Source organism: Cohnella caldifontis (genome assembly GCF_029360585.1).
GTDB lineage: Bacteria > Bacillota > Bacilli > Paenibacillales > Paenibacillaceae > Cohnella > Cohnella caldifontis.
This window is the reverse complement of the sequence record NZ_JAQZSJ010000007.1, coordinates 129,176-153,707: the sequence shown is the minus strand read 5'-3', so window position 1 is coordinate 153,707 and position 24,532 is coordinate 129,176. Positions and strand designations below refer to the sequence as shown.

The 24,532-nt window shown below is 57.8% G+C and carries 25 protein-coding genes and 1 pseudogene; 17 read left to right on the top strand and 9 right to left on the bottom strand.

Features of this window, described 5'->3' with window-relative positions:
• Positions 1–99 precede the first annotated feature (99 nt).
• The 8 genes from PTZ19_RS12500 (at position 100) to PTZ19_RS12465 (ending at position 9,777) form a co-directional block, all read left to right on the top strand.
• Positions 100–1,536, top strand: coding sequence for a sulfatase family protein (locus PTZ19_RS12500; RefSeq protein ID WP_276354861.1), 1,437 nt, complete (start codon positions 100–102; stop codon positions 1,534–1,536).
• A complete protein-coding gene (locus PTZ19_RS12495) occupies positions 1,529–3,484 on the top strand; it encodes an ABC transporter substrate-binding protein (protein ID WP_276354860.1) in 1,956 nt (651 codons plus the stop codon). Before PTZ19_RS12500 ends, PTZ19_RS12495 begins: the two co-directional genes overlap by 8 nt.
• Positions 3,485–3,501: 17 nt before the next feature.
• Positions 3,502–4,500 carry an ABC transporter permease gene (locus PTZ19_RS12490; RefSeq protein ID WP_276354858.1) on the top strand — a complete coding sequence of 333 codons (999 nt, stop codon included), beginning with the start codon at positions 3,502–3,504 and terminating at the stop codon, positions 4,498–4,500.
• Complete coding sequence (locus PTZ19_RS12485; protein ID WP_276354855.1) at positions 4,497–5,585, top strand: ABC transporter permease; 1,089 nt, start codon at positions 4,497–4,499, stop codon at positions 5,583–5,585. The genes PTZ19_RS12490 and PTZ19_RS12485 overlap by 4 nt, the downstream gene beginning before the upstream one ends.
• Positions 5,586–5,618: 33 nt before the next feature.
• A complete protein-coding gene (locus tag PTZ19_RS12480) occupies positions 5,619–6,650 on the top strand; it encodes an ABC transporter ATP-binding protein (RefSeq protein WP_276354854.1) in 1,032 nt (343 codons plus the stop codon).
• The gene (locus PTZ19_RS12475; RefSeq protein ID WP_276354853.1) at positions 6,647–7,669 is read left to right on the top strand and encodes an ABC transporter ATP-binding protein; all 1,023 of its coding nucleotides are present in this window, start codon (positions 6,647–6,649) and stop codon (positions 7,667–7,669) included. The genes PTZ19_RS12480 and PTZ19_RS12475 overlap by 4 nt, the downstream gene beginning before the upstream one ends.
• Before the next feature lie 26 nt (positions 7,670–7,695).
• Positions 7,696–9,048 carry a sulfatase family protein gene (locus PTZ19_RS12470; protein ID WP_276354850.1) on the top strand — a complete coding sequence of 451 codons (1,353 nt, stop codon included), beginning with the start codon at positions 7,696–7,698 and terminating at the stop codon, positions 9,046–9,048.
• Positions 9,049–9,351: 303 nt separating this feature from the next.
• Entirely contained in the window at positions 9,352–9,777 is a 426-nt protein-coding gene (locus tag PTZ19_RS12465) for a VOC family protein (protein WP_339329325.1), read from the top strand.
• Between the two features lie 49 nt (positions 9,778–9,826).
• Here the strand turns inward: PTZ19_RS12465 and PTZ19_RS12460 are convergent, their stop codons facing one another.
• The gene (locus tag PTZ19_RS12460) at positions 9,827–10,429 is read right to left on the bottom strand and encodes a TetR/AcrR family transcriptional regulator (protein ID WP_276354841.1); all 603 of its coding nucleotides are present in this window, start codon (positions 10,427–10,429) and stop codon (positions 9,827–9,829) included.
• A 166-nt stretch (positions 10,430–10,595) separates the two neighbouring features.
• On the opposite strand from PTZ19_RS12460, the gene PTZ19_RS12455 reads away from it, so the two are divergent.
• Positions 10,596–10,964, top strand: coding sequence for a DoxX family protein (locus PTZ19_RS12455; RefSeq protein ID WP_276354839.1), 369 nt, complete (start codon positions 10,596–10,598; stop codon positions 10,962–10,964).
• 61 nt (positions 10,965–11,025) lie between these two features.
• Here the strand turns inward: PTZ19_RS12455 and PTZ19_RS12450 are convergent, their stop codons facing one another.
• The 4 genes from PTZ19_RS12450 to PTZ19_RS12435 are packed head-to-tail and all read right to left on the bottom strand — an operon-like array spanning position 11,026 to position 14,990.
• Complete coding sequence (locus PTZ19_RS12450) at positions 11,026–11,829, bottom strand: ABC transporter ATP-binding protein (RefSeq protein ID WP_276354838.1); 804 nt, start codon at positions 11,827–11,829, stop codon at positions 11,026–11,028.
• 2 nt (positions 11,830–11,831) lie between these two features.
• Positions 11,832–12,860, bottom strand: a complete 1,029-nt coding sequence (locus tag PTZ19_RS12445) for a FecCD family ABC transporter permease (protein ID WP_276354837.1) — start codon at positions 12,858–12,860, stop codon at positions 11,832–11,834.
• Complete coding sequence (locus PTZ19_RS12440) at positions 12,857–13,897, bottom strand: FecCD family ABC transporter permease (RefSeq protein WP_276354836.1); 1,041 nt, start codon at positions 13,895–13,897, stop codon at positions 12,857–12,859. The genes PTZ19_RS12445 and PTZ19_RS12440 overlap by 4 nt, the downstream gene beginning before the upstream one ends.
• The gene (locus PTZ19_RS12435) at positions 13,890–14,990 is read right to left on the bottom strand and encodes an iron-siderophore ABC transporter substrate-binding protein (protein ID WP_276354834.1); all 1,101 of its coding nucleotides are present in this window, start codon (positions 14,988–14,990) and stop codon (positions 13,890–13,892) included. Before PTZ19_RS12435 ends, PTZ19_RS12440 begins: the two co-directional genes overlap by 8 nt.
• A 226-nt stretch (positions 14,991–15,216) precedes the next feature.
• Between PTZ19_RS12435 and PTZ19_RS12430 the strand changes: the two genes are divergently transcribed.
• The 7 genes and pseudogenes from PTZ19_RS12430 to PTZ19_RS12400 all read left to right on the top strand — a co-directional run bounded on the left by PTZ19_RS12430 (position 15,217) and on the right by PTZ19_RS12400 (position 19,960).
• Complete coding sequence (locus tag PTZ19_RS12430; protein ID WP_276354833.1) at positions 15,217–15,375, top strand: response regulator transcription factor; 159 nt, start codon at positions 15,217–15,219, stop codon at positions 15,373–15,375.
• Positions 15,376–15,526: 151 nt separating this feature from the next.
• A complete protein-coding gene (locus tag PTZ19_RS12425) occupies positions 15,527–15,901 on the top strand; it encodes a MarR family winged helix-turn-helix transcriptional regulator (RefSeq protein ID WP_276354832.1) in 375 nt (124 codons plus the stop codon).
• A gap of 53 nt (positions 15,902–15,954) precedes the next feature.
• Positions 15,955–16,788 (top strand): alpha/beta fold hydrolase, encoded by an 834-nt coding sequence (locus tag PTZ19_RS12420; protein WP_276354831.1) that lies wholly within the window; start codon positions 15,955–15,957, stop codon positions 16,786–16,788.
• Between the two features lie 86 nt (positions 16,789–16,874).
• Positions 16,875–17,126 (top strand): hypothetical protein, encoded by a 252-nt coding sequence (locus tag PTZ19_RS12415; protein ID WP_276354830.1) that lies wholly within the window; start codon positions 16,875–16,877, stop codon positions 17,124–17,126.
• 144 nt (positions 17,127–17,270) lie between these two features.
• Positions 17,271–17,564 (top strand): annotated as a pseudogene (locus tag PTZ19_RS12410) (EVE domain-containing protein); the annotation flags it as partial.
• A 220-nt stretch (positions 17,565–17,784) separates the two neighbouring features.
• Positions 17,785–18,714 carry a ribonuclease Z gene (rnz, locus tag PTZ19_RS12405; RefSeq protein ID WP_276354827.1) on the top strand — a complete coding sequence of 310 codons (930 nt, stop codon included), beginning with the start codon at positions 17,785–17,787 and terminating at the stop codon, positions 18,712–18,714.
• Positions 18,715–18,814: 100 nt separating this feature from the next.
• Positions 18,815–19,960 (top strand): amidohydrolase family protein, encoded by a 1,146-nt coding sequence (locus tag PTZ19_RS12400; protein ID WP_276354826.1) that lies wholly within the window; start codon positions 18,815–18,817, stop codon positions 19,958–19,960.
• 8 nt (positions 19,961–19,968) lie between these two features.
• Here PTZ19_RS12400 and PTZ19_RS12395 read toward each other — a convergent pair whose 3' ends face one another.
• Together PTZ19_RS12395 and PTZ19_RS12390 are read right to left on the bottom strand one after the other, a co-directional pair.
• Positions 19,969–21,213: an MFS transporter gene (locus tag PTZ19_RS12395; protein WP_276354825.1), complete on the bottom strand. Its 1,245-nt coding sequence runs from the start codon at positions 21,211–21,213 to the stop codon at positions 19,969–19,971.
• A 65-nt stretch (positions 21,214–21,278) separates the two neighbouring features.
• On the bottom strand, positions 21,279–22,418 hold the full coding sequence (locus tag PTZ19_RS12390; RefSeq protein ID WP_276354823.1) for a winged helix-turn-helix domain-containing protein: 1,140 nt from the start codon (positions 22,416–22,418) through the stop codon (positions 21,279–21,281).
• A gap of 231 nt (positions 22,419–22,649) precedes the next feature.
• On the opposite strand from PTZ19_RS12390, the gene PTZ19_RS12385 reads away from it, so the two are divergent.
• Entirely contained in the window at positions 22,650–23,453 is an 804-nt protein-coding gene (locus PTZ19_RS12385; protein ID WP_276354821.1) for a phosphotransferase, read from the top strand.
• Between the two features lie 60 nt (positions 23,454–23,513).
• Here the strand turns inward: PTZ19_RS12385 and PTZ19_RS12380 are convergent, their stop codons facing one another.
• Together PTZ19_RS12380 and PTZ19_RS12375 are read right to left on the bottom strand one after the other, a co-directional pair.
• Positions 23,514–24,044, bottom strand: coding sequence for a MogA/MoaB family molybdenum cofactor biosynthesis protein (locus PTZ19_RS12380; protein WP_276354978.1), 531 nt, complete (start codon positions 24,042–24,044; stop codon positions 23,514–23,516).
• A complete protein-coding gene (locus tag PTZ19_RS12375; RefSeq protein ID WP_276354820.1) occupies positions 24,019–24,513 on the bottom strand; it encodes a hypothetical protein in 495 nt (164 codons plus the stop codon). The genes PTZ19_RS12380 and PTZ19_RS12375 overlap by 26 nt, the downstream gene beginning before the upstream one ends.
• Between the last annotated feature and the right edge of the window lie 19 nt (positions 24,514–24,532).

Here is a 24,532-nt window from a genome sequence, read left to right as displayed (position 1 = left end):
TACTCAGAATTAAAGTCAACCAGACCACTGGAGACCGCTCGCCTTACCGCGAATGGTCTCTTTTTTTGTCTGAAAAACGAGCGAGGAGGATTCTGCAGCATGAGCAAGCCCAACATTTTATTGATTTTAACCGACCAGCATCGTTACGACAGCATCGGCTACAGCCGAGATTACCCCGTCCTGACGCCGAATCTGGACCGCCTGTCCGCCGAAGGGGCCAGCTTCACCAACGCCTACACGCCGATTCCGCTATGTTGCCCGGCCAGGCAGAGCCTGCTTGCAGGCAGACGGCCGGAAAGCTTTAACGCCTTCTGGAATGCGGACCTCGTGCCGAACCATGAACTGCCTCCTACGGAGTATACATGGACAAAGGACTTGCAGGACCACGGGTACAAAAACGGCTATGTCGGCAAGTGGCACGTGAACCAGCAGCATTCCCCGCTGCAGTACGGATTCGAGGATTACGTCAGCGAAGCGGATTACCGGAACTTTCGCGCGGCGGAGCATCCGGAAGCGAAATTCACGCAAGGCTGGCTGGGCGAGACCGATTCCGTTCCGCTGGAGCATACGAGAACGCATTGGTTAGCCGATCAGGCGATCTCGCTCATTCGGCGATATGCCGCTTCCGATCAGCCTTGGCATATCCGGCTGGACCTGCCGGAACCCCATCTTCCCTGCCAGCCGCATCCGCGGTTCCTGGAGCTCTATGAATCGCGGGAAATTCCCGAGTGGCGCAGCTTCCGCGATACGTTCCTCAACAAGCCGTACATCCAAAAGCAAATGCTCCTCAATTGGGGGATGGAGAACTACACGTGGCAGGATTGGGAACCGATCGTACGCAGATATTACGCGATCATCAGCCAGCTGGACAACGCGATCGGCAAAGTGCTGGATGCGCTGACTGCACTCGGCCTGGACGAGAACACGATCGTCGTCTATTCGGCGGATCACGGAGATATGTGCGGCGGTCACCGCATGATGGATAAGCATTACATCCTGTACGACGACGTTGTCCGCGTGCCGCTTATCCTTCGATATCCGGGCAAAATCCCGGCAGGATCGCGCATCGATTCCTTCGTCTATAACCTGCTCGATCTGCCGCCGACTTTGCTCGAATGGGCGAATGTACCGGCGCCGCCGGGTTTTCACGGCAAGTCGCTGACGCCGATCTTGGACGGCTCGCCGGCTCCCGGGTGGCGAACGGAAGTCGTGTCCACGTATAACGGACAGCAGTTCGGCTTGTATAACCAACGGATGATTCGCAGCGCCGAATTCAAATATATCTGGAACTTAACGGATATCGACGAATTGTACGATCTGCGGCAAGACCCCGAGGAGCTGCATAACGTCGTAGACGATCCGGCGAATGCGGACCTCCTGTCCGAGCTGAGATTGAAGCTTTACCAAGAACTGAAGCAACACGGCGATCCGCTGCTGCGGCTGGATTGGCTGAAGAGACAGCTGACGGAAGGACGCAAGCATTACGCGCCATCCCCATCATTCGGATTATTTTCGGAGGGATTCCAACATGTTTAACAAAAAATCGGCAGTCGTTTTCCTTGTTTTAACGCTTATCGTTGCCCTACTGGCCGGATGCTACGGCAACTCGGCCAACGTCACGTCCGGCAATGAACCTTCGTCTTCCCCTGCCGCCGGCGGCTCATCCGCGGGAGCATCCCCGTCCGCATCCGCGAGCGCGGTTGCCGCACCCGGCAGCTTCAAGCAATCCCCGTTCTTCGACGGCAAGAGCCTCCCCCCCGTCGCCGATCGGTTACCGAAAGCGCCGAAGTTGACCAACGAGGTTCCGGACAGCTTTTACAAGTACGAAATCGGTACATACGGCGGCACGCTGCGTACCGTACGGCTGGATCCGGTCAATGACGCCGATTTGTTCATTATCCAGAACGAACCGCTCGTCAACACGCCCGGCATGTTAGGGGAAGAAGTCACGCCCAATATCGTTCAGTCCTATGAGGTGAGCGACGATCAGAAACAATTCACGTTCACCCTGCGCGACGGGCTGAAATGGTCCGACGGCGTTCCGGTTACGACGGAGGACGTTCGCTTCGCCGTAGAAGACGTCATCTTCAACCCCGAGCTTACGCCGATTTTCCCGTTATGGCTCAAATCCGCCGCCGACGAGACCGGCACGCCGTTCAAGTTCGAAGTCGTCGACAACTTGACGTTCAAGATCTCGTTCGACAAGCCCTACGGCGGCTTCTTGCTGCAGCTTGCATGGCAAGGTTGGAGAGGGTATAACGATCTGCTCAAGCCGAAGCATTACCTGGAGAAATTCCATAAGAAATACGCCGACCCGGCGGAGCTCGAGAAGTCGATCAAGGAAGCGGGGTTCGCGCAAGGGGATTGGGTGCAGCTCTTCACCTCGAAAGACTTGCTGAATACCGAGGCCACTTATCCGAAGGCGCTCGGCTTCCCGGTTCTCTCCCCGTACGTGCTGACGAAAACCGGCGACGTGATCGAATTCGAGCGGAATCCTTATTACTTCAAGATCGATGCGGCGGGCAACCAGCTCCCTTACATCGATAAGCTGCAAAGCACGCTCGTGCAAAATACGGAAATGGTCAACCTGAAAATTCTCGCCGGCGAAGTCGACCATTCGTATGAATTTTTATCGATTCCGAACGTCCCGCTGATCAAGGAGAAGGAAAGCGAAGGCGGCTTTAAAGTCTACTTGAACACGCTGCATCGGACGGCGAACGATATTCATCTGAATCTGACATATAACGACGAAGCTTGGCGCAAAACGGTTCGGGACGTCAGGTTCCGCAAAGCGCTCGATCTGGCGCTCGATAAGGACGAAATCGCGGATACGGTGTTCTATGGCTTCGCGAAGCCGTCTTCGATCGAGAATACGAAGCGCAACCTCGACGAGGCCAACAAGCTGCTGGACGAGGTCGGCTTGAAGAAGGACGCCAGCGGCTATCGGATCGGCCTGGACGGCAAACGGTTCACCATTCCTTTCGAGGTCTCGTCGCAGTTCGCGGACTTCGCGACCCTCGGCGAGCTGGTCATCGAGCAATGGAAACCGCTTGGCATCGAAGTGACGTTGAAGCAAATCGACGCGAAGCTGTACGACACGCGCAATAAGGCGAACGAACTGAAAGCGACCATCATGTTCACGCCGGGACCGGTGCAGTGGGTTCGCGAACAATGGGGCCAGAACATTTGGGCTCCGCTGTGGGATCAATGGTGGAATTCCGGAGGGAAGAAAGGCGAAGAACCGCCGAAGGAAGCGTTGGAGTTGTTCAAACTGATCGCCAGCCTTCGCGAGCTTCCTCAAGCGGAGGCGCTCAAGAAGCGCGAGGAAATCCGCAAAAACATCGGCGACAACTACTGGTACTTCATCCACAGCGAGGATATTGCCGCGCCGGTCGCGGTCAACGCCAGGATCGGCAATATTTCCGACACGGGCTGGGGGATCGCGCATAACTTCGCCGGCGAACAGTGGTTCTTCAAATCTTGAGATTGGGATGATATCGAGTGCTTTCATACATCGGATTCAGAGTCCTTCAGGTCATCCCGCTTCTATTCGCCATCAGCGTGATCGTGTTCATCATCATCCAACTGCCTCCGGGAGACTTCTTAACGAGCTATGTCGACCAGTTGAAGCTGTCCGGCAACGATGTCGACGAGAGCATGATCATGAACCTGACATCGCAATACGCCTTGGATAAACCGCTCTACATGCAATATTTCATCTGGATGAAGAACATTCTCCTGCATGCCGATTTCGGAACGTCCTTTCAATATAAAATGCCGGTGTCCGCCGTGATCGGAGAACGGCTGCTGCTGACGATGGCGATCTCGTTCATATCCATGGTCGTCATTTGGCTGATCGCGATTCCGATTGGCATCTATTCCTCGACGCATCCGTATTCGCCGATGGATTACGCGTTCTCGCTGATCGGGTTTATCGGACTTGCGATCCCGGGTTTCCTGATCGCCCTGATCCTGATCTATACCGTATATTCGCAGACGGGAGTGGCCATCACCGGCCTCTCCTCTCCTGCGTATGCGGAGGCGCCCTGGAGCATGGCGAAGGTATGGGACATGGTTCCGCGCATGATCATTCCGGTCGTCATTATCGGATTGTCCGGTACGGCAGGATTGATCCGCGTCACGCGGGGCATGATGCTCGACGAGCTATCTAAGCAGTACGTCACGACCGCCAGAGCCAAAGGCCTTAGCGAGAGGAAGCTGCTCTGGAAATACCCGGTCCGGACCGCGGTCAATCCGTTGATCAGCACGGTGGGCTGGACGCTGCCGACGCTCATTTCCGGCGAAGCGATCGTGTCGATCGTGCTCAACCTTCCGACGACCGGACCGATTCTCTTGAATGCGTTGATGGTGCAGGATATGTATCTCGCGGGCAGCTTTATTTTGATCTTGAGCGTCCTTACCGTTCTCGGCACGCTGCTCTCCGATATTTTGCTTGCCGTGCTCGATCCCCGCATTCGCTACGGGGGGGCAAGCGCATGAGCCGATCGTACGAGACTTCGTCGCAGTGGAGACTGATGTGGCGCAAATTCAAGAAGCACAGGCTGGCTTTGATTGCGCTTCCTTTGCTGCTGCTGCTCTATTTGACCGCCGTATTTTGCGGCTTTCTGGCTCCGAACTTGCCCGAGACCCGATTCGTGGATTACAAGAACTCGCCGCCCCAGAAGCTGCGCTTCGTGGACGAAGAAGGCAAGTTCCATCTCCGGCCGTTCGTCTACGGGTACAAAATGGAAATCGACAAGGAATCGTTCCGAAGGACGTTCACCGCCGATACGGCACGGAAATATCCGGTCCATCTGTTCGTGAAGGGCGATTCCTATAAGCTGCTGGGATTCATCAAGAGCGACGTTCATCTGTTCGGCGTGAAAGACGGCAATCCGCTGTTTCTGATGGGAACGGACAAATTGGGGCGCGACTTGTTCTCCCGGATTTTGTACGGCTCGAGAATCTCGCTCTCGTTCGGGATGGCCGGCGTCGCGTTAACGCTGGTGTTCGGCGTGATCATTGGCGGCATATCCGGGTACTTCGGGGGCTGGGTCGATACGGTCATCCAACGCTTAATCGATCTGCTGATCAGCATCCCGACCATCCCGTTGTGGATGGCGTTAGCCGCCGCGCTTCCCAGAACCTGGTCGACCGCGCAACTCTATTTAGGGATGATCGTCATATTCTCGCTCATCGATTGGACCGGACTCGCCAGGGTGGTCAGAGGGAAGCTGCTGTCGCTTCGCGAGGAGGATTTCACGATGGCCGCCAGACTGTCCGGCGCCAGCCATGCGAGGATTATTTTCAGGCATTTGCTTCCTTCCTTCTACAGCTACCTGATCGTAACGACGACGATGGCGATTCCGACGACGATTTTGGGAGAAACCGCGTTAAGCTTTCTCGGGCTAGGCATCCAAGCGCCGGCCGTAAGCTGGGGCGTCTTGCTCAAGGACGCGCAGACGCTGCAGACGTTGGCTCACCAGCCGTGGCTGCTGTGGCCTGCCGCCTTCATCGTGCTTACCGTTCTGTTGTTCAATTTCCTGGGCGACGGCCTTCGGGATGCCGCGGATCCTTACAAATAGCGCAAAAACAATCGAGAAAAGGAGGTCGGCGCGATGGCTACGGATGAGTCCGTTTTACTGGAAGTCCGCGATCTGCGGACTTATTTCCACCTCGATGAGGGGATCATGAAGGCGGTCGACGGCGTCAGCTTCGAATTGAAGCGGGGACGGACGCTGGGAATCGTAGGGGAGAGCGGCTGCGGCAAGAGCGTCACGACGTTGTCCATCCTCCATCTCCTTCCGGCTTTCGCCAAGCTGGAAGGAGACATCCTTCTCCGCCTGAACAAAGGCGAGCGGAAAGGCAGCGTCGTCAACCTCGCCAAGCTGAATCCCCGCGGAAAGGAGTATCAGCGGATTCGCGGAGGGGAGATCGCCATGATCTTCCAAGAGCCGATGAAAGCTTTCTCCCCCGTTCATACGATCGGCAATCAGATCACCGAATCGATCCGGCTTCATCGGACCCGGGACAAGAAGCAAGCGCGGGAAATCGCCACCGAGCTGCTCGGAAGCGTCGGAATCTCCAATCCGGCCCAGCGCTTGAACGAATACCCCCATCAGCTCTCCGGCGGCATGCGCCAACGCGCGATGATCGCGATGGCCATATCCGGACTGCCATCCGTCTTGATCGCCGACGAGCCGACGACGGCGTTGGACGTGACCATTCAAGCGCAGGTGCTGCGGCTGATGAACGACTTGAAGGCCGGCCATGACATGTCCGTCATTTTTATCACGCATGATTTGGGGGTCATCGCCGAAATGGCGGACGATGTCGCGGTGATGTACGCGGGCAAGATCGTGGAATACGCCACGGTAGAGAAGCTGTTCCAAGCGCCCGCTCATCCGTATACGATCGCGCTTATGAACGCGATGCCGTCCATGAACGGCAGAGGCGAGCGACTGGCGTCGATCGAAGGAAGCGTGCCGATCCTGATGAACCTGAAGCCGGGATGTCCGTTCTTCTCCCGTTGCGGTCATGCGGTAAAGGGATTGTGCGATCGGTCCGAAGTCGGCCTGACGCAAGTTTCGCCGAATCACTGGGTGCGTTGCGCGCTCGCAAATCAGACCGGGCAGGGGGCCGCGATATGAGCCGATCCCATCCAGCCATCCTGGAGATCGATCATCTGAAGAAATACTATCCGATCCAGAAAGGCTTTCTTAGACGTACGGTTGGCCACGTCAAGGCGGTCGACGATATCCGGCTCACGATCCATGAAGGGGAAACGTTCGGCCTTGTCGGCGAATCGGGATGCGGCAAATCCACGTTGGGACGATGCTTGATCCGTGCCGTCGAGCCGTCTTCCGGCCAAGTCGCTTTCACGGACCGGTCCGGCGAAAGACTGAACGTCCTGTCGCTTGACAATAAGAAGCTCAAGAAGCTTCGCCAAGAGATGCAGATGGTGTTCCAAGACCCGTTCTCTTCCTTGAACCCGCGGATGACCGTGTTCAACATCGTCGCGGAGCCGCTCGTCTGCAACGGGATCGCAAGAGGCGCCGAGCTCGTCCGGCGGGTAACGGATTTAGTCGAGAGAGTCGGCTTGGAGCGAAGCCATCTGAATCGCTATCCGCATGCGTTCAGCGGAGGTCAACGCCAGCGGATCGGGATCGCGCGCGCGCTGGCGACGAATCCCCGGTTCATCGTCTGCGATGAAGCGGTATCGGCGCTCGACGTCTCCGTTCAAGCCCAAATCATCAATCTGCTGCAGGACTTACAGCGCAGCTTGGGATTAAGCTATCTCTTCATTTCGCACGATCTCAGCGTCATCGAGCATATTTCCCATCGCGTCGGCGTGATGTATGTCGGCAAAATGGCGGAGATCGGGGAAACCGAGGCGCTATTCGCCAAACCGCTTCATCCGTACACGGAAGCTCTGCTGTTGTCCAAGCCGGCGGCGGATCCCGCGAAGAGGAAGGAACGTTACGTGCTTTCGGGCGAGGTCGCCAATCCGGCAAGTCCTCCGTCCGGCTGCGCCTTTCATCCCAGATGCCCATATGCGACGGAACGATGCAAGACGGATACGCCTGCGCTTGTCGAGGTCGAGCCCGACCGATACTCGGCTTGCCACTATGCAGGCGAGCTGCAGCTGCAAGGGAAGCGGCAAAGCTGACGATCCAGGCAAAGGAGAGATTCGCCATGTCCAAGAAACCGAATTTGATTTTATTCGGAATAGACAGCTTGAGAAGAGATCATATGAGCCTGTACGGCTACCATCGTCTCACGACGCCGCACATCGACCGCTTTGCCCAATATGGCGCCGTATTCGAGAATCACTTCAGCCCGCATATTCCGACGACGCCGGGGTACGCGTCGATGCTGACGGGCCTCGACAGCTTCGGAACCGACGTGGTGGCGTTGCGGCATCAAGGCGGGCTCGGCGGGAACGCCGTCACGCTGGCGGAAATCCTAAAGAGCGAAGGCTATGTCACGGCATGCGTCGGCTTTACCGGGAACGTAGCCGCACGCGGCTTCGACCATTATCTCGACTATGAAGGATGGCGCAAGGACGATACCGGCCGATGCCCGAAAGCCGACAATTTAAACCAGGTCGCGCTGCCTCTGCTCGAGCGGCTTGCCGCGGGCGACCAGCCTTTCTTCTTGTTCCTTCGGCACATGGACCCGCATACGCCGTATTTGCCGCCCGCTCCGTTCGACCGGCTGTTCTACGGCGGCAACGAGAAGGATCCGGATCATCGTTCGCTGGACGAAGTCTTCCGCTTTAAACCTTTTGCGGAATTCTTCAAAGGCTGGTTTCCGGAGGGCGTGACGGACAGCGCTTATATCGACGCGCAATACGATGGCGCCGTCGCCTACTTGGACGCTTCCGTCCAAGCGCTCTTCAACAGGTCCGACGACCTCGGAATCAGCGGCAACACCTTGTTCGTCATTACCTCCGATCACGGAGAAACCTTGAACGAGCACGAATGCTACTACGACCATCACGGCTTGTACGACAGCAATCTGACGACTCCGTTGATTTTCCGGTTTCAAGGCCGCGTTCCGGAAGGCCAACGCTATTCTGCCTACTCTTACACGAAAGACATTACGCCGACGATACTCGACCTGCTGAACGTGCATACGGACATCGCATTCGACGGACGGAGCTTGGCGCCGCTCTTTGCAGGCGGGCAGGTGACTTCGGATGATGAGTTCTATATCACCGAGTGCACCTGGATGCGCAAGCATGGCTGGCGTACCCCGGAATGGAAGCTGATCGTGGCGCTTGAACCGGATTTCCATGGCAAGCCGCGCGTAGAGCTGTACGATCTTGTGCGGGATCCCGAAGAGCTCGTGAACGTAGCGGACGCTCGGGCGGATATCGTAACCGAGCTTGAGCGGCGTCTGAACGAATTTGTCCGATTGAGAGAGGCCGCAGTCGGAAGAACGAATCCGATCTACACGAATACCGATTGGCACGGGCTGGGCACCGGTCCGTTTACATCTTCCGAAGCCGCGTATGAAGCGCTGGGAATTCGTTACAAAAGATAATGTCTAAAGAAATTGTGGCATAGGCACGAACGAAGGGCCATCCCGCCGAAGGATGGCCCTGTTTTACGTCATCGTCCGCGCGGGGCCAGTCATACGGATGGTCCATGCGCCATATTCCCTCTTCCGTTTCCTTGATAACTGATATGTCGTACGACACGCAACAAACGTGACGGAGAAACATGAAAAAATTTTTTCGCCGAATCGGTCACGATTCCACTCGCACTTCCGACATAGTGGGTGTAAAGGGCAAACCGGTCCTTGGCGGAAGAACCGGATTGCCCTCACCCAAAATTCGAGGAGATGATGGTTGTGAGCACGAGTTTGATCCCTTTTCTTGAAATGAACGGAAACGCGAATGAGGCAATCGATTTGTACGTAAAAGCGCTGGACGCCAAGGTTGTTTACATGCTGCGGTTCGGAGATTTGCCGGCAAACCCGGAATCCCCGTTGCCGGAGGAGAAGAAAAACATGGTGCAGTACGCGGTCTTGAAAATCGGCGACTCCGAGCTTCAAATCAGCGACCATGTGACCGGCAGCAGTTACCAGAAGGGGACGCAAATCACCATCGTCGTTCAAACCCCCGACGAAGACCAGGCGGCCCGATACTTCGAAGCGCTGAAACAGGGCGGTCAAGTCAACGAGCCGCTGCAAAAAAGTTTCTTCAGCCCCGCTTACGGAAACGTAACGGATCCATTCGGCGTCACGTTCCGGATCCTCGCCAAAGGTTAACCGACGAAAGCGGCTCTGATCGCATTCTGCGACAGGGCCGCTTTTCTGTTTATTCGTTCTTTTTCGTTAATATCGATTCGCTTAGTCGGGTAAGAAACGTCGACCATCTGGATTGAAACTCGGGATCGGTCGATTCGCATCCGGTAATGATTTGGGTGATATTGCCGAAAATGATCGGATACGTCGTCAGGGCGGTTAACGCGAGTGCCCAAAGTTCGGGCTCGACATCCGGCGGGACAACCCCTTTTTCCTTTTGGGCCTTCCAGAATGCCGCGTAAGATTGGAGGGCGGCCTCTCCGCCTTTATTCCAGGAAGCCGGATTTTCCCGAGATTCAAGCGCTTCCCAGGCGGAGAATTTGATAAAATCCGCCCTGACCTGGCTATTGACCTTGAACCGATGCTCGGCAATATGCAACGGATGATCGGGAATCCGAGAGACCCATTCCGGTTCGCTGGTCGTGGAATCCGCCAAAACCGCTTCCAGCAGTTCCGCTTTTCCTTTGAAGTAATGGTAGATCAGCTGCTTCTTTACCCCGGCGTTTTCCGCGATCGACTCGATCCGCGCTCCCTTGAACCCCTTATCGAAAAACTCCTTTCTCGCCGCTTCGAGAATGTTTTTCTGCGTGCGTTCCGCATTCCGTATTTCCCCCAATTGGCTTACCTCCCTACGGCGATTTCTAGCTCCATCGTAAACACTTACTGAATGAATGTCAAATTTAATTTTATATATGTTAAATTGTACTTGACGTATGTAAAATTGTATTTTACCATTTGTTCAGTAGCAAAATTCACCAACCCGCGAAAGGGAGGAAGTTCTCATGACCGTATTTTCGATCGTTCTTCAAAGCTTGCTGATTGCGTACTATGTTTTTTCCGGCTGCGCAAAGGTCGCCGGGGCCAAATACTGGGTGGGGATTTTCGACAATCTGAAGATCCCGCAATGGTTCCGCGTCGTCACGGGATTCGTCCAGTTAATCGGAGCCGCGGTACTGATCCTGGGCTATTGGAAAGAGGATGCGATCGCTTGGGGCGGCATTTGGCTTGGAATCACCATGCTCGCGGCGTTCTTCGCTCATGTAAGGGTGAAAGATTCGATCGGCAAATCGGCACCTCCGGTCGTGTTTCTTGTAGTCATCATCATTCTGACCATCCTGAATACCGAAGGCCTGACGCACGCGTTTTCGTAAAGCGAGGATTTCAGGCGATAAATAATAAAGGAGGCCATCCCGCAAGGATGGCCTAAACGCTTCATGTGCCTCTATGATATCGTCCGATGGGTACCACCATGGGAGAGCCCGAAACCGGGTCCTCGATCACCGTGCAATCCAGCCCGAAGATCTCTTTGACCAACGCGCTTGTAATCACCTTCGACGGCTCGCCTTCCGCCACAAGCTTTCCTTTAAGAAGGGCGAAAATATGGTCGGCGTAACGCGCGGACAAGTTGATGTCGTGAAGAACCATAACGATCGTCGTTCCGTGTTTACGGTTAAGGTCCGTCAGCAAGTCGAGGATTTCGATTTGATAGGTGATGTCCAGGAAGGTCGTCGGTTCGTCGAGCAGCAGAATATCGGTTTGCTGCGCCAGAGCCATGGCGATCCAGACGCGCTGCCGTTGACCGCCCGAGAGTTCGTCGATCGAATGATTGGCAAGCTCCGTAATATCCATGATTCTCATCGCTTCGGCAACGGCCTCTTCGTCTTTCTTCGTCCAACCGCTGAACAACGATTGGTGCGGATACCTTCCTCGTCCTACCAAATCCGCGACGGAAATGCCTTCCGGAACGATGGGAGATTGCGGCAGCAGCCCGATCACGCGAGCCAGAGGCTTAGGCGGGATTTGGCGTATCGGCTTCCCGTCCAGCGTGATTTGGCCGGAGGTCGGCTGAATCAGCCGGGCCAGCGTTTTCAGAAGCGTAGACTTTCCGCAGCCGTTCGCCCCGATGATGACGCTGATCCGTTGACTCGGGATCGCAAGGCCGACCTTTTGGATCACCGTTCGATGATCGTAACCGGCCGTGATCCGTTCGGCTTGGAAAAGATGCGTCGGTGTCATGATCATTCTCCCCTGCGATTCATTCGGATGAGCAAGTAGATCAAATACGGCGCTCCGAGCAATCCGGTAATGACGCCTACGGGAAAGCGGACCTCGAAAGCGAATTGTCCGACGAGGTCTGCCGCCAAAACCAGATTCACTCCGACGAGGCCCGCCGGTATCGCGTTCGGGAAGCCGGCTCCGACCAGTCTTTTCGCGATCGGTCCCGACAGGAAGGAGACGAAGGCGATCGGACCCGTCGTCGCGGTCGCGAGGGCAATCATGCAGACGGAGCTCAAGATCAGCGCCATTCGAGTCTTGTCCGTGTTCACTCCGAGCGTAGCGGCCGAATGTTCTCCGAGCTCCAACAGACTTAACGGTTTCCCCAGCAGGATCACGGTCGGCGCGAAGATCAAAACCGTGACGACCAGCGGCGGCAGCTCGTGCATTTGGGAGCCGTTCAGGCTGCCGCTGAGCCACCTGAGCGCCGCGGGAATATCCTGCTGCGCGCCGATTAACAGCAGATAGGAAATCACGGCGTCCAGCATGGCCTGCATGCCGATTCCGATCAGGATCAATCGTCCGACCGAAAACGACTTCCCCCTGGATAAGAAGTAAATGAACGCAACCGCAGCAAAACCGGCAATCACCGAAGCGACGGAAATGACGGCGCCGCTGGCATGCAGAATGGTGATGCAAAAAACGGCCGCCGCGCTCGAACCGGTGGTGATGCCGATGACGTTCGGGTTCGCGAGGGGGTTGCGCAGCATGGTCTGGAAGGTGTTCCCGGCCACGCCGAACGCGAACCCGGCGAAAAAACCGGCCAGCATCCTCGGCAGGCGGATCGTATTGACCGCGAAAGAAACGCCCGGAAGAGGCTCTCCCGAAAGCGCCCGGATCACTTCTCGAACCGGATAGACGGTATTCCCCAGCAATAGCATGGCGCAGCAAAGCACGCATGAAAGCGCCGCAAGCAAGCCGGTCACGAGCATCCATCGGCGGCGCCTTTGACGTCTGCCCGCCGTAATCCACTCTATCGTATCTTTTTTCATAATGAACGCACTTTCGATCTCTTCGCGAGGATGATGAGCAACGGAGCGCCGATAAACGCCGTAACGACGCCGACTTCAAACTCTCCCGGGCTGCCGATGAGCCTGCCGGTCACGTCCGACACCGTCAAAATGACCGCTCCCGCAATCGCCGACATCGGGATAACGAAACGCAAATCGGGGCCGAGAACCAGGCGCATGACGTGGGTGGACAAAAGACCGACAAAACCGATCGGGCCCGCCAGCGCAGTCGTCGCGCCGCACAATAGAACCCCTGCAAGCGCCGCAACGAGTCTCAATACGCCGGTTCGGACGCCAAGCCCGGTCGCCGCCTCGTCTCCGAGCGCCAGCGCATTCAGCGCCGGGGCCGTTACGCCGGCGATCAGGATCCCGACGATCAGAAACGGAGAGAACGCGGCAATCGCGTTCCAGGTCGCCGAACCGACGCTGCCCACTTGCCAAAACCGGAATTGATCCATGACATACGATCGCGGAATCATGATGGCGGTGACCAAGGAAGAAAGGGCGGCGCTGGTGGCGGCTCCCGCCAACACCAGCTTGATGGGCGTGGCGCCGCCGCTCCCCATCGAACCGATACCGAAGACGAAAACCGCGGTGATCGCGGCCCCGGCTAAAGCCAGCCCAATATATTCGTTGGCCGTGCTGATATTCAGGAACGCGATTCCGCAAACCACGAACAGGGATGCGCCCGAGTTCACGCCCAGGATGCTCGGGTCCGCGATCGGGTTGCGGGTGACCGCTTGCATCAGCGCTCCGGAAACCCCGAGCGCCGCGCCGCAGAACAAACCGAATACGGTTCGGGAAATCCTTTTGTGAACCACGCCGGCTCCGTAGCTGTCCATATCCGGGTGAAATAAGCCGTCGATCAGTTCTTTCACGCTCACCAGCCGAGAGCCTAAGACCAGAGAGGCAACCACGCAGATCCCGAGCAATACCAAACCGGCCAATAGAACCGCGGTGAAGTTCCTCGGAATATGTAAGTTCGGCTTGTCGTTTTTCGAAACCGAAGAACTATCCATTTAACTTGTTGACGGCTCCTTGTATGAGTTCCAGGTATTCATCGATGGTATAAGCGATTGAGAGGGGATTCGGGTTGCCGGAAGCCGCCAAAGGCGTACCGTTGCCGATAAACACGACGGAGCCTCTCTGGATCGCCGGGATTTTGCCCAGCAAGGAATCGGCTTTCACCGCTTGATACAGGTCTTCGCCGCCATATCCGATGATGAGATCCGCATCGTTCAGGATGTCGGCATTCTCGGCGCTTACGTTCAAGGAGTAGCCGGTAGGATCCTTGATTTGTTTCGTCACGCTTTCCGGGTAATTCATCCCCAGCTCGGTCAGAAACGCCCCGCGAGGGTCAGCGGGCGTATAAATATGAAATTTCGACAGGTCCTTCGCCGAGAAGTTGGCCCAGACCACCTTCTTGCCTTGCATCTCAGGGAATTTGCCGGCTTTCTCCTTGATGAGGTTTTCGGTGTCCCGGATCAGCTTTTCTCCCTCGGCTTTCATGCCCATCCCCGTCGCGTTCAACAACACTTGCTCACGCCAGGTGGTGGTCCAAGGACTGGTCGGATAGGCCACGACCGGTGCGATTTTGGTGAGAATGTCGTAGTCCTCCTGCGTAATCCCGGAATACGCCGCGAGAATGACGTCCGGATCGGCGTCGGAAATCGCCTCGAAATCAAGGCCGTCCGTATCCTGGAACACGTTGGGGCGTTCAACGCCGAGTTCCTTGAGCTTTTTCGCCGTCCAAGGCAAAAGTCCGCTGTCATCCTGCACGCCGTAATTAGCCGCCGAGAAGCCTGCGGGCACGACTCCGAGAGCGAGAGCGACGTCATGATTCGCCCATTGAATCGTAACCACCCGTTCGGGCTTGCTCGGAATGACCGTTTCGCCGAAAGCATGCTGGATCGTGATCGGATATTCGGACGCCGCCTCTTGCGAAGCGGGGGTTTCAGATGGCGTTTCCGTATTCGCCGATGCGCTTGAAGCCGAAGATGGGGCAGACGGAGAACCGGATTGCGGTTGCTGACCCGCGCAACCCGCAAGCGGGATCAGGAGCACCGCCGATAGGATGAAAGTTTTGAGCGATAGTTTTCGTTTTGCGAACATGTGGCATACCCTTCCTTAAGTAAGAATAATTTGGAATTACAATTGATAATGATTATCAATATCAAAAATATATCTTCTTACTAAGAGGTTGTCAATGAAGGCTTTGTGCAAATCTTTCCTATGGCGTTATAATGATCCTTAATCTCATGAGCTGGACATCGAACATCGAAAATTAACCCTCATTTAACCGAACATGAGCGATCATGATCTTATCGGGATTCCAGGGGTGACGAAGCTGAGAGTACTGGTCGTCGAGGACGAGTTGTCGATGCAGAAGGCGCTCTGCGCCGGGTTGAGGAGATACGGCTATGCGGTCGATGCCGCTTCGGATGGAGAGGAAGCCTTGAGGAACGCGCAGATCCATGAATACGACGCGATCAAATAGTCGATGATCGAGAGTGGAGGATCTTCTTGCCGTTACGAACTTTTCGTTGAAGTAATGGCAACCCTCGCTTGACATTGGTTTGATATCAAACTATAGTAAATCCATGGAAACCAGGGACGTCATATCGTTAATCTCCAAGATCAGGACGAAAGTGAACCGGTTCATCGCGGATGAAATGGAGAAGCATGGCATCGAAGGCTTAAGCGCGTCGCACGGCGATATTCTCTATTTGCTGTTCCGGAAGACCAGGCTGACGATGGCGGAAATCTCGAAAGGAATCCATAAGGATAAATCGACCGTCACGGCGCTGGTCGACAAGTTGGTCCGGCTCGGATACGTGACGAAGGAGCGGGACAATGGGGACACGAGGGTGGTTTACGCGGCGCTGACCCGGAAGGGGAGCGAGCTCGAGCCGATCTTCGAATCGATATCCCGAGACATGCTGGACGCGTTCTACGCCAACGTTTCCGAGCAAGAGAAAGAGGATCTGCTTCGCGTCTTAATCAAAATCTATCACAACTTCTGAGTTTTTCATCCCCAATAGTTTGATATCAAACTAAAATCAAGGAGGAACTAAACATGATCGATTATACGAAGCTGCTGCCGGATCACGTGGAGAAGTACGTCGGGGAGAACGATTTGTATTTGGAGATCTTCGAAGGGGAGCGGCGTCCGGACGACTTCCCGATCCGGCCGCCGTTGCTTTTCGTGCACGGCGCGTTCACCGGGAGCTGGATGTGGAGCAAGTACGTCCCGCACTTCATCCGCGATGGCTGGACGTGTTATGCCATGAACATGAGAAGCCACTACAGAAGCAGGCTGCTGGATATGACCCGGATCACGTTCGAGGATTATCTTGAGGACATCCGGGAAGCGATCGCGGAATGCGGGGTTCCTCCGGTGCTGATCGGTTTCAGCATGGGAGGGATTCTGAGCCAGAAGCTGGCGGAGACCGTCGAGATCGCCGGACTGGCGTTGATCGACTCCGTGATCAGCAAAGAGGTTTACGAAGCCGTGCCGTTCAAGCAATTGGACCGGTTTCCGCCGGGACCGATCTTGCCCGCCCCGACACGCGAAGAGCTGGCCAGCATGGACGAATCGGCGGACGACATCGAATTCCAAAGGAAGTATTTGACGATGGAGTCGATGAAGGCGTTCCGCGCTTTCGCTTTTACCGAAGAATCGAAAGGCGTTTCCATCGACGGCCGCTCCATTTCTTGCCCGTGTTTGGTCATCAAGGCGGTTAACGGCGAGGAGGACGACCGGCGGGGGCGGGTGCAGGCGGAGCAAATCCGCGCCGAATACAAAGGGTTATGGAACACGACGCATACCGGCGTGCTCGTCGGCCAGCGATATGGGGAGTCCGTCGAGACGATTCTGGAATGGTTGCGCCGCCATTATGGCACGCGTTGACCATGGAGGTTGTTTAACGCCGGCGCCACCTTGAAGGTGGATGGCGGAATCACGCTTGCCGCCGTTCGTTTTTGGGCGCATAACGAATGCGGGAATACGAGTGCACGATGACGGCACCGGCGAAAGCGGAAACGATCTGGGGGTTATACCGCGAGGTTACGAAGTGGACGGAATGGGATAAAGGCATCGTCTTTGCCGCGCTGCCATTCCGGCTGACGGACGTGGAACCGCGGCGCGGCTTCTCGGACGTGACGGAAATCCCCGGCGCAGGCGTCGAAATCCGTTTCGCCCACCGCTTGGAACCGGTGAGGGAGGAACGTCGATCACGCACCGGGTGACGATCGCGGGGCCGAACGCGAAGGAGCTCGGGCCGCAGATCGGCGAGGGCATGAAGGAGGGAATCCCGCACTCCGTTGCCGCACTCGCCGCGCTGGCCGAAGAGCGGGAACGCGCTTTGAACCGGCAAGCGTCGGAGCATGGCCATGAAAGCGGAACGCGCGGGTTGCCGGTATTGGATCGGCGTCGTCTCCGCTTCCCACGTGAGCAGGGGAGTGGAGGGCGGCTTCGCCCAGTTGTGCCACGGCAAAGCGGCTCCTCTACGGCGCATGAACACGGGCGATTGGCTCGTCTATTATTCCCCGCGTACGGATATGAAGCAGGGAGAGCCGCTGCAAGCTTTTACGGCGATCGGTCAAGTGGCGGACGACCGGGTCTATCCGTTTCCGATGTCGGAAGCGTTTGTTCCTTTCCGCCGGGATATCCGATATATTCGATGTCTCTCGGCGCTGGGCGAAGACGCCCGGCAATGGATCGGGCATCTCCAGCGGCTGGCGGGAACCCGCAAACCTATGGATTGAAGCGCGCGCAGGCTAAGCCGTCCCCGACGGCTTAGCCTGTTCCGCTGCCGGTCCTCGTCCTTGCGCGCGAATAACGGCCGGCAGATTCTGGAAACGATACGGAAATAAGCGCGATGCGAGCAGGAGGAGGCGGCGAGGGATGGAACTCTGGTTTCTCGGCACGGGCGCGGGGAGGCCGACCCCCGATCGGAACGTGACGTCCGTAGCCTTGCGACTCTCGCAAGGGGGGGACGCATTCTGGCTGTTCGATTGCGGAGAAGGCACCCAGCACAGACTGCTCCGAACGCCGCTCAAGCTGACCCGGCTGAAAAAGCTGTTCGTTACCCATTTGCACGGCGATCATGTCTTCGGCCTGCCGGGCTTGCTCAGCAGCCGCTCTTCGCTCGGCGGAACGGAGCCGCTGGAGCTATACGGTCCTCCGGGATTGCGCGAACTGCTCGAAACCTCGCTGCGCGTGACCGGGGCGCATCTGGATTACCCGCTCGCGATCGAGGAAATCGGGGAAGGCTTCGTTTGCGAAGACGAGGGTTTCACGGTAGAGGCGGCCAAGCTGGATCACCGGATCGATTGCTTCGGTTATCGGGTGGCGGAGCGGCCGAGAGCGGGCGTCTTGCGCGCGGCTTGGCTGAAGGAGCAAGGCGTGCCTCCGGGTCCGCTGTACGGCCGGTTGAAGGCCGGCGAGGACGTGGAACTGCCGGACGGCCGGGTCATTCGCTCCGCGGTCGCGGTCGGCCCCCCGCTCGCCGGCCGCGTCGTCGCCGTGCTGGGCGACACGAGGCCGACGGGCGGCGCCTTCCGGCTGGCCCGGGGGGCGGACGTGCTCGTCCACGAGGCCACGTTCGCTCACGGATTGGCCGAGAAAGCCTGGGCTTACGGACATTCCACGGCGCTTCAAGCGGCGGAAGTCGCTCGCGAAGCAGGTGCTCGACGGCTGCTGATCACGCATTTCAGCGCCCGGTACAAACCGGAGGATTTAGCGGAATTGGAGCGGGAAGCCAGAACGGTCTTCGGCGGCACGGAAGCCGCCGTTGAACTGCGGCCGTATGCCGTTGCGCGCTCTGTCGAGTAAAACCTGGTAAATCCTGCCGTTTTGCCGTAAGCTTGCAGTATTCGATAGAGTAGCCGAGGTTCCATACCCGGTTCGGCACGTAGAGGAGGCCGCGAAGGTTTTGAAGAAGGCTCGTTACGGGTACGTCAAGCTTGCAGCGGTGAGTATGGCGGTGCTGGCAAGCAGCGCTTTCGCGGCAGGATGCCTGCAGAATTCCCCCCGGGAACCCCGGCCGGCGGTTGAGCCCGCCGTCGCGCCGATCGCGGAACAGGCGCCCGTCCCGGCGGAGTCGACTCCACCGCCGGAGAAAACGATTCAGGACTGGGTCAAGACGTACGGCGAGCTTCCGTTGGCCGATGCCCACAATCACGGTTCCGTTCTGGGCATAACGCACAATCTGGCGCTCTGGAAAACGGCCGGCGCGGATCGGGTGGTTTTATTCGGCGAGGTATCCAAGCCGATCTCGGTCGTGCATGACGAGTACACGTGGACGTCCTATCTGGACCACCCCGATCTCATCGTTCCGTTTTTCTCCGGAATCAACCTGAAGGATCCCCATGACCTTCAGACGGCCCGGGAGCGGTTGGAAAAAGGCTATTTCGGCATCGGGGAAATCGCCGCGGCTTCGAGTTATTCGCCCGCCGTCTCCGACGCGGAATGGAAAGCCGATCATCCGATGGACGGAATTTTGCCTGAGCTCTATGCATTATGCGCCGAATACGAAGCCCCGCTGCTGCTCCATATCGATCCCCCGATGGGTTTCCCCATCGATGAGTTGGAACGCGCGTTGGAGACTTACCCGGATACCCGGTTTATTTTCGCGCACGCCAATGCCTATAACTCGCCCGAGAACGTCGAACGCCTGTTGGAAGCGCATCCCAATCTGTATGCCGATCTATTCGCGGGATTTACCGCCTTCAATCCGGACAGCGCGAACAAGCTGGAAGACTTCGCGGACGTGATCCGCCGGTTTCCCGATCGGTTCATGGTGAGCACGGACTCCGGTTATGATCTGGCGGAAGGCGAAGAACAAGCGATCGAAGCGATGTACAAGCTGCTGGATTTGCTCAAGGACGATCCGGAACTGGTCCGCAAGGCAGCCTACGACAACTTGGACGCGTTGATCCGGGATCAGCCGGCGACCCGAACCCAGAAGAAACGAATCTCGGAATGGGATCGGAAAACCGGCAATAGGCACGACACGGCTTCGATGACGAAGCTGGAAGCGGGCCGGATTCTGGCGGAGGCGGACGATTCGATCGAATGAGCGGCCGGTCACTCCGCAGCCAAAGAAGGCGAAGAACCGATTGGCTTAGCCGTTCCCCACAACGCGCGCCTTAACGCCATTCCGGCCAAACCGACGCATCCGACGAATAGCCCTACGGACAAGAACGTGACGGAAGCCCCCCACCAACCGATCAGCGCCCCGCCGGTGAGCGGAGCGGCCACGAACACGACGCTGCTCAGGGAATCGTAAATTCCGCTGATCCGCCCGATCGCTTCAGGGGGCGTTTCCTTCTGCAGAATGTAGTTCATGCCCGTCGAAGTGAAGCCGGTGCCGATTCCGCCGGCGAAGGAGACGGCCAGCATGAACCAGAGCGGGGTCTCCGGACGGAACATCCCCGCGGCGGCGAACATTCCTCCGATCAGCGCCAGCCCCCCGCCCAGCAGCCAGCCGTATGCCGAAAGCTGCCGGAATCGGCGCAGCCATGCGACGCCCGCGAGTCCGCCCGCTCCGATCGCGGTCACCAGCCAGCCGATCAACGCAGGCCGATTCGGGGCGATCTCGCGCAGCAGAACCGTGATTTGGGCATCGACCAGTTGAATGCCGGCGAGACCGAGCAAGCTGAATGCGATGCTGACCCATAAGATGCGGTTCCGCAGGAGGATCCGCCAGCTGTCCCGCCAGGCCGGGCGCGCGCCTGCCCGTTCGGAAGACTTCGCTTCCGCCGGGGCGGCTTTCCCTTGTTCGGCGGGAATGCGGATCAGCAGGGCCGCGGAGAGAAGGTAACAAACGGCATTGACCGCCAGGCAGCCGGAAGGTGAGAAGGCCGCGGTTACGGATGCGCCTAGGAGCGGACCTAGTATTTTCGAAAGTTGAAAGACGGCGCCATTCAGGGATGTCGCCTGAAGAAGCTGATCGGGGGAGACAACGGCCCGCGTCATCGCCTGCTGGGCGGGATAATGGAAGACGCGGGCGGCGGAACGCGCGGCGATCAGCGCGAGCAGCATGCCCGCGTTCGGGGCGAAGAGGAGCGCGGCGGTGAGGAGCGCGCGGATCAGATCGGCGGCGATCATGAGATCGCGACGGTTCCGCCTGTCCGCGAGCGTCCCTGCCCATTGGCCGAGTACGATGCTTGGCAAGGCGTAGGTGAGCGGCAAAAGCGCGATCGTCATGGCGTCGGCCTTCCAAATAAAGCCGAGCAGAATGGAAACCGCCATGAAGTCCAAGTAATCGCCGAACGCCGATAAACCGTAGGCGGCGAACATTTTCGCGAACGAGCGGTTATTCTTTAACATTCCATTCACGACCCCCTGCATCGTTCCGTTTACGACGATCGTAGCAGGGGATTGTCAGAGGAAGATCAGAGGTTTTGGTCGAGCAGCCGTTCCGTATGGGCCCGCAGCGAATCGAATCGGTACGTGGCCGCCAGCTGATCCCATTGCCGTCGATAATTCAGCCGATAGGTCTCGTCGATCGGGTGCGTGCCGAGAAACTGAAGGATCGTTTTCAGGCTGGCGAGCAGATGGGGGACGAACAACGTCTGCCGCGTCGTTTCCATGCCGTCGTCCAGAGCCCGCCTCGCCGGGGGGATCTGGCCTTGCCGGTAGAGGAAAATGGCCTTCGACACGAGAAGCGCCCCCCGTTCCCGCATCATTGGATGGCGCTCCAGCAGCCCCTCGTTTTCCCGCAGAAGGATCGCCGCCGTCTCCGTTTGACCTATCTGTAGACGGAAAAGCATTTCTTTGATCCGGAAAATCGCCGTGAAACTGGGGGAATCCAGCTCCGCGATGTCCGGGCGGACGGCCTCCAGCGCCTCCTGCGCCCTATCGGGCCATCCCGCTTCCAGGCACAAAGAGATCATGCTAAGCTGCAGGTCGTTCCGCCATTCTCGGGTCAACGATTTCCCCTTGGCCAACAAGCTTTCGAAGTAACGCAGCGAGGCTTTCGCGTCCATCTGGATCGAGGCATGGATGAATGCGGCGTAAGCCAGCTTCTGTTCATGGCTGATGCCGCCCGCCCGCAGCAGTCCTTCGAAATCGCCGCGGATAAACCGCAGATAGGCCTCGTAATCCGGATCCTTCGGAAGACTGAGGGTGTCCCTGTGTTTGAGGAGCAGCTCCATCGCGGCGCCCATCCCGAGTCCATGATACCTGGCGAGCATCCGCCTCATGTCGGCCGCGAATTGCTCGTCTTTCAAAAGCGGGCTTTCCGGCTGAGCCGGAGCCTGGCGGATGAGTTTGTATCCTTGCCCGCGAATGGTCTCGATTTGAACGAAATGCCGCCACGGGGCCAATTTTTTGCGCAAACGGTAAATATGGTCGTCGACGGTCCGATCGACGGGCGCCTCATCCGGCCATACGGCATCCAGCAGTTGTTCCCGCGAGAAAGAACGCCCTGCGTGCTCATAGAGATAGCGGAGCAAAACGAACTCCTTGGGCAACAGTTGAACGGCAGCTCCCGCGAACGAGGCCTGATAAGTATCCGAATCGAAATGAAGCAAAGTGATCCTCCCTGCCCTGTGCGTTCGTCCCTTTAGCCGGTGTTCGATAAAGTGATGATGGCACGGGTTTTAGGAGAAAGCAAGTCCGAATGAAAGTTCGCTCGGCGGCGACCCGCGTGGTGGGGGAAAAAGGAGAATCACGCGGTCTGTCGAAAAAATTCAGTGAGGTTTTCTCGGGGAGGAAGCAGGTTGATGGAAACAGTTTCCCGTACCCGATAAGGAGGAGCGGCGGTGGGAAAAGGCGCGTTAATCGGGAGAGGAATGACCGCGGAAGTCTACGAATCGGGAGACCGGCAGGTACTGAAACTGTATTACGAATGGTATAAACCCGAATGGATCCGCGAGGAAGCCGAAATCGCCGCGGCCGTTCAAGAGGCCGGGGTGCCTGCGCCGAAAATATACGGAATGAAGCAGGAGGATGGGAGGAACGGGCTGCTCTGCGAGAAAGTCGAAGGGCCTTCCATGCTTGCCGAGATCCAATCGACCCCCTTCCGCATGCGACAATTCGCGAAGGAAATGGCCCGGCTCCATCTCCGCATCCACCGGTGCGGCGCGGACAAGCTTCCCCGACAAAAAGACCGGTTGGAACACGCGATCCAGGCATCAGCGGATATTTTGGGAGAGAGAACCGAAGGCATTCTCCGATTCCTTCGTTCGCTGCCTCAAGGCACGCGGATTTGCCACGGCGATTTCCATCCGGATAATATCTTGGTGGCGGATGGCGGCTCGATCGCCATCGACTGGACCAACGCGAGCCTAGGGGATCCGATGGGCGACGTGGCGCGAACTTCGTTGATGTTTCTTTCTCCGTTCAACCCGCCAGGAACGCCTAAAGCAATGTCGCCCGTCAACCGGCTGGCAAAGAAATTATTGAATCGGGCTTATCTGAACGAGTATCGGAAACTTGGAAAGTTGGATATGGAGGCGCTTGGCCGATGGATGCTGCCCGTCGCGGCCGCCCGGCTGACAGAGAACGTCCCGGGCGAGCGGGAGTGGCTGATGGAACGGATCGATTCTCGGCTGAGGCGATTGTAGGGAGATTCGGCCCCGCTGTTATGAACGTTCGCCGCCGCGCTCATTCGACTCTATTCTAGATCACATCGACTTCGGCGCATCCTTGTAAATCTCGCGCATGACGTGGCCGAGCTCGGGGAGGATGAGCCGCGTCATGGCCAGCTTGACGGCGCCGGTGGAACCCGGCATCGCGAACACGGCCGTCCGGCCGACCGTGCCGGCTACGGCGCGGGACAGCATGGCGGCGGGTCCGATGTCCTCGGCGAAGCTTAAATAGCGGAACAGTTCGCCGAATCCGGGCATTTCCTTGTCCAGCAGGCCGCGCACCGCCTCGATGGTGACGTCCCGCGCCGCGATGCCCGTGCCTCCGTTGATCAGCACGGCCTCTACCGCCGGATCGTCCGCCGCTTCCCGCACCGACGCGGCGATCGTTGCCCGGTCGTCCGGCACGATGCGGTACCCGGCGACGGCATGTCCATGTTCCTCCAGCAGCTGCCGGATCAGGCCCCCGCTGCGGTCCGTTTCCTCGGTCCGGGTGTCGGAAACGGTGATGACGAAGCAGGAAATGCGCCTCGGCGCTTCCCGCTTATGTTGTTCGGTCGAAGTCGACATCGGCATCCGGTCGTTCTCCCTTCATCGCCTCGGTTTCCGGCAGGTCCTCGATTTCCGTCGTTTGATCCGGCCGCACCCGGACCAGACGGTCCACGATCGCCGGCACGAGCAGCATCAGCGCATAACCGGAAGTCATCCAGATCGCGAACGCTTGATGCTGGCCTTCGCTGAAGTCCGGGAACACGGCATCCCGCCGCCAGATCGACACGGCGTCCAGCAGCAGGCCGACCGCCGCCCCCGCGTACCCGAACTTCACGGCCGAGCCGCGCTGCGGAAACCATTTGAGCCTCACCGCCAGCGCAAGGCCGATCAGAACCAGCAGGGTCAACAGCTCCAGCAGAAACAAAGAGGAGCCGAAATGCGCATCCCCCGGCGCCGACAGCACCCAATGCCCGAACAAACGGAAAAACAAGGTGGCGACCGCCCAGACGGCGATTCCAAGGCCGGTCAGAATCAAACCTTGCCGCATGACTACCCCTCCCAAGAAT

Excerpts from the sequence above, each read along its gene's own strand:
- PTZ19_RS12500 (WP_276354861.1), top strand. The coding sequence starts at position 100 with ATGAGCAAGCCCAACATTTTATTGATTTTAACCGACCAGCATCGTTAC.
- PTZ19_RS12495 (WP_276354860.1), top strand. The coding sequence starts at position 1,529 with ATGTTTAACAAAAAATCGGCAGTCGTTTTCCTTGTTTTAACGCTTATC.
- PTZ19_RS12485 (WP_276354855.1), top strand. The coding sequence starts at position 4,497 with ATGAGCCGATCGTACGAGACTTCGTCGCAGTGGAGACTGATGTGGCGC.
- PTZ19_RS12480 (WP_276354854.1), top strand. The coding sequence starts at position 5,619 with ATGGCTACGGATGAGTCCGTTTTACTGGAAGTCCGCGATCTGCGGACT.
- PTZ19_RS12475 (WP_276354853.1), top strand. The coding sequence starts at position 6,647 with ATGAGCCGATCCCATCCAGCCATCCTGGAGATCGATCATCTGAAGAAA.
- PTZ19_RS12470 (WP_276354850.1), top strand. The coding sequence starts at position 7,696 with ATGTCCAAGAAACCGAATTTGATTTTATTCGGAATAGACAGCTTGAGA.
- PTZ19_RS12465 (WP_339329325.1), top strand. The coding sequence starts at position 9,352 with ATGGTTGTGAGCACGAGTTTGATCCCTTTTCTTGAAATGAACGGAAAC.
- PTZ19_RS12455 (WP_276354839.1), top strand. The coding sequence starts at position 10,596 with ATGACCGTATTTTCGATCGTTCTTCAAAGCTTGCTGATTGCGTACTAT.
- PTZ19_RS12450 (WP_276354838.1), bottom strand. The coding sequence starts at position 11,829 with ATGACACCGACGCATCTTTTCCAAGCCGAACGGATCACGGCCGGTTAC.
- PTZ19_RS12445 (WP_276354837.1), bottom strand. The coding sequence starts at position 12,860 with ATGAAAAAAGATACGATAGAGTGGATTACGGCGGGCAGACGTCAAAGG.
- PTZ19_RS12440 (WP_276354836.1), bottom strand. The coding sequence starts at position 13,897 with ATGGATAGTTCTTCGGTTTCGAAAAACGACAAGCCGAACTTACATATT.
- PTZ19_RS12435 (WP_276354834.1), bottom strand. The coding sequence starts at position 14,990 with ATGTTCGCAAAACGAAAACTATCGCTCAAAACTTTCATCCTATCGGCG.
- PTZ19_RS12420 (WP_276354831.1), top strand. The coding sequence starts at position 15,955 with ATGATCGATTATACGAAGCTGCTGCCGGATCACGTGGAGAAGTACGTC.
- PTZ19_RS12415 (WP_276354830.1), top strand. The coding sequence starts at position 16,875 with ATGCGGGAATACGAGTGCACGATGACGGCACCGGCGAAAGCGGAAACG.
- rnz (WP_276354827.1), top strand. The coding sequence starts at position 17,785 with ATGGAACTCTGGTTTCTCGGCACGGGCGCGGGGAGGCCGACCCCCGAT.
- PTZ19_RS12395 (WP_276354825.1), bottom strand. The coding sequence starts at position 21,213 with ATGTTAAAGAATAACCGCTCGTTCGCGAAAATGTTCGCCGCCTACGGT.
- PTZ19_RS12380 (WP_276354978.1), bottom strand. The coding sequence starts at position 24,044 with ATGTCGACTTCGACCGAACAACATAAGCGGGAAGCGCCGAGGCGCATT.
- PTZ19_RS12375 (WP_276354820.1), bottom strand. The coding sequence starts at position 24,513 with ATGCGGCAAGGTTTGATTCTGACCGGCCTTGGAATCGCCGTCTGGGCG.